The sequence below is a fragment of the Citrobacter sp. S46_ASV_140 genome (assembly GCF_018919545.1).
Lineage (GTDB): Bacteria > Pseudomonadota > Gammaproteobacteria > Enterobacterales > Enterobacteriaceae > Citrobacter > Citrobacter braakii.
The window spans coordinates 1-5724 of sequence record NZ_JAHLRC010000176.1; the positions used below are offsets into that span (position 1 = coordinate 1).

The 5724-nt window shown below is 49.1% G+C and carries 6 protein-coding genes; 4 read left to right on the forward strand and 2 right to left on the reverse strand.

Annotated features, from left to right (window positions below; all coding sequences use genetic code 11):
* Window positions 1-164 precede the first annotated feature (164 nt).
* From KQJ19_RS22050 to sitD, 4 genes are read left to right on the forward strand one after another with little or no spacing between them, the layout of a single operon-like run.
* Window positions 165-1082, forward strand: a complete 918-nt coding sequence (locus tag KQJ19_RS22050; RefSeq protein ID WP_200051908.1) for a metal ABC transporter substrate-binding protein — start codon at window positions 165-167, stop codon at window positions 1080-1082.
* Window positions 1079-1894, forward strand: coding sequence for an iron/manganese ABC transporter ATP-binding protein SitB (gene sitB, locus KQJ19_RS22055; protein ID WP_019077551.1), 816 nt, complete (start codon window positions 1079-1081; stop codon window positions 1892-1894). Before KQJ19_RS22050 ends, sitB begins: the two co-directional genes overlap by 4 nt.
* 2 nt (window positions 1895-1896) lie before the next feature.
* The gene (sitC, locus tag KQJ19_RS22060; RefSeq protein WP_016154199.1) at window positions 1897-2754 is read left to right on the forward strand and encodes an iron/manganese ABC transporter permease subunit SitC; all 858 of its coding nucleotides are present in this window, start codon (window positions 1897-1899) and stop codon (window positions 2752-2754) included.
* Window positions 2751-3602 carry an iron/manganese ABC transporter permease subunit SitD gene (sitD, locus tag KQJ19_RS22065; protein ID WP_016154200.1) on the forward strand — a complete coding sequence of 284 codons (852 nt, stop codon included), beginning with the start codon at window positions 2751-2753 and terminating at the stop codon, window positions 3600-3602. The genes sitC and sitD overlap by 4 nt, the downstream gene beginning before the upstream one ends.
* 108 nt (window positions 3603-3710) lie before the next feature.
* On the opposite strand, the gene KQJ19_RS22070 is transcribed toward sitD, so the two are convergent.
* Both KQJ19_RS22070 and KQJ19_RS22075 read right to left on the reverse strand, forming a co-directional pair.
* On the reverse strand, window positions 3711-4553 hold the full coding sequence (locus KQJ19_RS22070) for an EAL domain-containing protein (protein WP_253296399.1): 843 nt from the start codon (window positions 4551-4553) through the stop codon (window positions 3711-3713).
* 184 nt (window positions 4554-4737) lie between these two features.
* Window positions 4738-5340: a helix-turn-helix domain-containing protein gene (locus KQJ19_RS22075; protein WP_049282627.1), complete on the reverse strand. Its 603-nt coding sequence runs from the start codon at window positions 5338-5340 to the stop codon at window positions 4738-4740.
* Window positions 5341-5724 lie beyond the last annotated feature (384 nt).

Below are 5724 nucleotides of genomic sequence, written 5' to 3' on the forward strand. Positions count from 1 at the left end.
AAATAATACACCTTAACTAAGCGCAGGACTATTACCTGGCGGTGATACATTCCTTAGCACCCTACGCAAATAAGAATTATTTTCATTTGTTTATGCCATGTGCTATATAACATAGCAAAGGCTATATTCGATGATAAATTAACCACTTTGTTGTGAGGGATACTATGCCGCATCTGCCCCATCTGAAGTCATTTCTCCTTGCCAGCGTGTTAACGGCGCTTACGCTGTCACCTGCCTGGGCGAAAGAAAAGTTCAAAGTGATAACCACCTTTACGGTGATTGCCGATATGGCAAGCAACGTGGCAGGTGACGCGGCGGACGTCAGTTCCATCACCAAACCCGGGGCAGAAATTCACGAATATCAACCCACACCGGGGGATATTAAACGGGCGCAAGGCGCACAGCTTATTCTCTCCAACGGCCTTAATCTCGAACTATGGTTTGCCCGCTTCTACCAAAATTTGTCCGGCGTACCGGAGGTCATGGTCTCAAATGGCGTGCAGCCAATGGGTATCAGCGAAGGGCCGTACAACGGCAAACCGAATCCGCATGCCTGGATGTCAGCGGAGAACGCGCTTATCTACGTGGATAACATTCGCGATGCGCTGATGAAATACGATCCCGACCATGCCGCAACCTACCAGAAAAATGCGGAGAATTATAAAGCGAAAATCCAGCAGACTCTGGCGCCACTGCATGCAGAACTGGCGAAGCTCCCTGCTGATAAACGCTGGCTGGTCACCAGCGAAGGCGCATTCTCTTACCTCGCGCGTGATAACGGCCTGAAAGAGCTGTATCTGTGGCCGATCAATGCCGATCAGCAAGGCACGCCCAAGCAGGTACGCAAAGTGATCGATGCGATCAGAAAACATCAAATCCCTACCGTATTTAGCGAAAGCACCGTGTCCGACAAACCTGCGCGTCAGGTCGCCCGCGAGTCTGGCGCGTATTACGGCGGCGTGCTGTATGTCGATTCGCTCAGCGCTGCCGATGGTCCGGTACCGACCTATCTGGATTTACTACGCGTGACGACAGAAACCATCCTCAGCGGCATCAACGACGGGTTAAGGAGCCAAAAATGAGTCAATCTGCGATTACCGTGAATCAGGTTACGGTGACGTATCGCAACGGCCACACCGCGCTGCGGGATGCCACTTTTCAGGTTCCGGGCGGCTCAATTGCCGCTCTGGTCGGCGTAAACGGTTCGGGAAAATCAACGCTTTTTAAAGCGCTGATGGGTTTTGTCCGGTTGGCGAAAGGGGAAATATCGATTCTGCAACAACCGGTTAATAAGGCGCTCAAACAAAATCTGATCGCCTATGTCCCCCAGTCAGAAGAGGTGGACTGGTCGTTTCCGGTACTGGTGGAAGATGTAGTGATGATGGGCCGCTTTGGCCATATGGGGTGGCTGCGTCGACCAAAACAAATCGACCACGACTGCGTGGATGCGGCGCTGGCGCGGGTAGATATGCTGGACTATCGCCATCGCCAGATAGGTGAACTGTCCGGCGGGCAGAAAAAACGCGTTTTTCTGGCAAGAGCCATCGCACAGGACGGGCAGGTTATTTTACTGGATGAACCCTTCACCGGCGTGGATGTGAAAACCGAGGCCCGGATCATCGATCTGCTGCGTGAACTGCGTGATGAAGGCCGGACTATGCTGGTCTCTACCCATAATCTGGGATCCGTCACCGAATTTTGCGATTACACGGTGATGATTAAGGGCACGGTGCTGGCAAGTGGGCCAACCGAAACCACCTTTACCCACGAGAATCTCGAACTGGCATTCAGCGGCGTTCTGCGTCACGTCGCGCTAAGCGGCGGTGAACAACACGTGATTACCGATGATGAACGTCCGTTTATTTCGCGACGCGCGGCAAGCGAGGGGGAGTAATCATGAACTGGCTAACGGAGCCGTTTGGCTACCAGTACATGCTCAACGCCATGTGGGTTTCGGCGATGGTCGGCGGCCTGTGCGCATTTCTCTCCTGCTATCTGATGCTCAAAGGGTGGTCGCTGATTGGCGATGCGCTGTCGCACTCGATCGTTCCAGGCGTGGCCGGAGCCTATATGTTAGGGCTTCCCTTTGCGCTGGGCGCATTTCTTTCCGGTGGACTGGCGGCGGGCAGCATGCTGTTTCTCAATCAGCGTTCACGCCTGAAGGAAGATGCCATTATCGGGCTGATTTTTTCGTCCTTTTTCGGTATCGGGCTGTTTATGGTGTCGCTTAATCCGATGTCGGTGAACATCCAGACCATTATTCTGGGTAACATCCTGGCGATTGCGCCGGAAGATATTCTGCAACTGGCGATCATCGGCGTGGTTTCGCTGACCATTCTGTTTTTGAAGTGGAAAGATCTGATGGTGGTCTTTTTTGATGAAAACCACGCGCGGTCTATCGGTCTGAATCCGGGTCGGCTGAAACTGTTGTTTTTTACGTTGCTCTCCGTTTCCACGATCGCCGCACTGCAAACCGTCGGCGCCTTTCTGGTGATTTGCCTGGTGGTTACGCCCGGTGCAACGGCCTGGCTGCTGACCGATCGTTTTCCTCGCCTGCTCACCATCGCCGTGGCGCTCGGCAGCCTGACCAGCTTTTTCGGCGCCTGGCTAAGCTACTGGCTGGACGGGGCAACCGGCGGAATTATCGTCGTTCTGCAAACGCTGCTGTTCCTGCTGGCATTTGTCTTCGCACCAAAACACGGTCTGCTGGCGAATCGCCGCCGCGCCCGTCTGGTGAACAAGGAGCAAGTATGATCTTAACAACGCTGCTGGAACCTTTTCAGTTTAGCTTTATGGTTAATGCGCTGGTCATCTCTACCATCGTCGCTGTGCCTTGCGCGCTGCTGTCGGTATTTTTAGTACTCAAAGGCTGGGCGTTGATGGGCGATGCCATGAGTCATGCGGTTTTCCCAGGGATTGTACTGGCGTGGATTGCGGGCATCCCGCTGGCAATTGGCGCGTTTATCGCCGGTCTGTTCTGCGCGGTGGCGACCGGATACCTCGACGATAACAGCCGCATCAAGCGCGACACCATCATGGGTATTGTTTTCTCCGGGATGTTTGGTGCGGGTCTGGTGCTGTACGTCTCTATCCAGTCAGAAGTCCATCTCGATCATATTCTGTTCGGCGACATGCTGGGCGTATCGTTAAGCGATATCATGCAAACCGCGGTTATTACTCTGGGGATCGCGCTTATCATCGGACTTAAATGGAAAGATTTGCTACTGCATGCGTTCGACCCACATCAGGCAAAGGCCAGTGGGCTTAACACCGCACTGCTGCATTACGGCCTGTTGTGCATGATCGCCCTGACGATTGTCGCCACGCTAAAATCGGTAGGGATTATTTTGTCAATTTCATTACTGATTGCACCTGGCGCCATCGCGATTTTAATGACGCGGAAATTTTCCCACGCCTTATGGCTGGCGGTGGCGATGTCGGTCATTACCTCATTTATGGGCGTGTACCTGTCATTTTTCATCGACAGCGCGCCGGCTCCCACCATCGTCGTACTATTTTCCCTGCTGTTTGTGATTACCTTTATTTATGCAACCCTGCGCGATAGGCGTTTAGAGAATCAGCTTCAGCTACAGGATCCGTAAATTATTGGTCAGCTAATGTTCTTGATATTAATATAGCCTCCGCCAGGAGGTTATATTATCGGCAGATTACAGCATCGTGATGATACGTTTAAATAAACGGATTATAGATTACTCTAACGTAAACAACGGTTGTGGCTTGCCAATGTGGTATCCCTGTAACCACCCGACATTCATGTGTTCCAGGTGCATCTGGATTTCGGCACTTTCAACAAACTCGGCGACAACCTGCATACCTTTCATTGCCGCAACCCGGCAGAAAGATTCGATGATATAGCGACTAACCTCACATTTTATAATCCTACGAACGAAAGACCCATCAATCTTCAAAATATCTGCTTCAATGTTCATCAGGCGTTCATAGCTTGCAAACCCGGCACCGAAGTCATCAATCGCGATTCGGCATCCCAATTGACGTAGTAAGCGTAGTGTATCTGCCGTGTGTTCTTTATCTGACAGGGTATCAGCCTCGGTTATCTCAAAAATAATCCGTTGCGGTATCACCACATATTCCTGCAACAACGCAGTTATCTTTGCAACGATACCTGAACGACATAGCGTCACTGGCGCCAGGTTAATGGAAAAACAACTCAGCGGATGGTAGCGCATGTACTTCAGGGTGTTCTCAATAACCCAAAGATCGATATCGGGTGCTAACCCTGTGTCGCGTGCAACCGACAGAAAATGGTCAGGGGAAATAAACTCCCCGTGCTCATTGAGCATGCGGATCAATATCTCATGATAGGATTCATCACCACGAGTACTGACGATAGACTGGGCCAGCAGGACAAAGGTATTGTGATCCAACGCGTTTTGCAGTGCAGCGCGAACATCCGTTGTATCGGTAGTAGGGTTGCCAAACAGTCGGCTATGCTGTGCCTCAAGGTTTTCCGGCCTGCCGTTGGTCATTGGCGATATGACTTTTGTTATTATTGGAGGGAACATCATATTCATATCAAATTAATAAATAAATACTAATTTATAGATAAAAATGGACATTCCGCGTAGCTGGCATCAGCGGTGAAGAAAAAGACAAAAACCAACATACTGATAATTAACAAAAATCACAAACTCAGTTTTTTCATTATCATTCCAGCTGAGTGCAAAAAAAACACGTCAGATGCTTTTAATGTTAACTTTAAGATGCAAAAAAAGAGAGTTTCCCTCGCTTCATAATTATTTTTCCGTCACTCACTAACTCCTGCAATACTTTGTGGATAGCACTGCGTGAGATATGATTTCGAGCGAGAATGAATGTATACACAGATGTGTTTTCACGCATCTCAGGCTCCATCGACCAAATATACTTCAGGTGTTCAATAATCAATTCACGGATAGTGCGATGCGATTGCAATTTTTCTCGCTGAAAATAGCGTTGCAGATGTAGCGTTAAAATATCAAATGCATGTTTCCAAAGATTCTTCGCAGTGAACAAAAGTTCGGCATTGGGTGCACTCATCGCCCACATTTCACAATCGGTATCACAACGTAAATAGTGTCCGGCAACTTCCGTACGCATTTGGGGCAAGCCGAGGATGGCCGGTGCAGATATACTTACCATCACTAAATCATTTTCCACACGATGAACAGAGACGGCCCCTTTCTCCAGAAACAAGATATTTCCATCACTCTTCAGATCAATACGCTGGCGTTTTTTGCGTAAGGACAGCCAGGCATTATCTGACTTTTTCATTTCATCACCAACAAGCACTACAGCATTTTCAATATCTTTCTGAAACATGGGACTCTCTACCGCAAATTATGGCTTTGTCAAAACGAGGGTGGAATTTTACTCAACACGAAAAATAAATGTCAGCTCACCAACAAGCTGACATTTATTCCCATCTACATCTACCACCGGCATTCCCTGGTGCCGTTGACGCGTTCAGACTCATGCTGTTTTCGCGTGGTGGCGCCAGGCAGTATATGACGCTGTCCATAAAGAATTAATGGCAATCATCTTTGTCGTTGTTATTTCATCTTTCTGTTCTTTGCAATGTAGTCAAAAAGACACAATACATTGATTTATATATAGTTTATTTTCATTAAAAAGTTATCATTGTTGTTATATTATGATACGAAATTGAAACACTTCGCGGTTCTCGCTGTAGGGTCGGGTCCATAC

Excerpts from the sequence above, each read along its gene's own strand:
- KQJ19_RS22050 (WP_200051908.1), top strand. The coding sequence starts at position 165 with ATGCCGCATCTGCCCCATCTGAAGTCATTTCTCCTTGCCAGCGTGTTA.
- sitB (WP_019077551.1), top strand. The coding sequence starts at position 1,079 with ATGAGTCAATCTGCGATTACCGTGAATCAGGTTACGGTGACGTATCGC.
- sitC (WP_016154199.1), top strand. The coding sequence starts at position 1,897 with ATGAACTGGCTAACGGAGCCGTTTGGCTACCAGTACATGCTCAACGCC.
- sitD (WP_016154200.1), top strand. The coding sequence starts at position 2,751 with ATGATCTTAACAACGCTGCTGGAACCTTTTCAGTTTAGCTTTATGGTT.
- KQJ19_RS22070 (WP_253296399.1), bottom strand. The coding sequence starts at position 4,553 with ATGAATATGATGTTCCCTCCAATAATAACAAAAGTCATATCGCCAATG.
- KQJ19_RS22075 (WP_049282627.1), bottom strand. The coding sequence starts at position 5,340 with ATGTTTCAGAAAGATATTGAAAATGCTGTAGTGCTTGTTGGTGATGAA.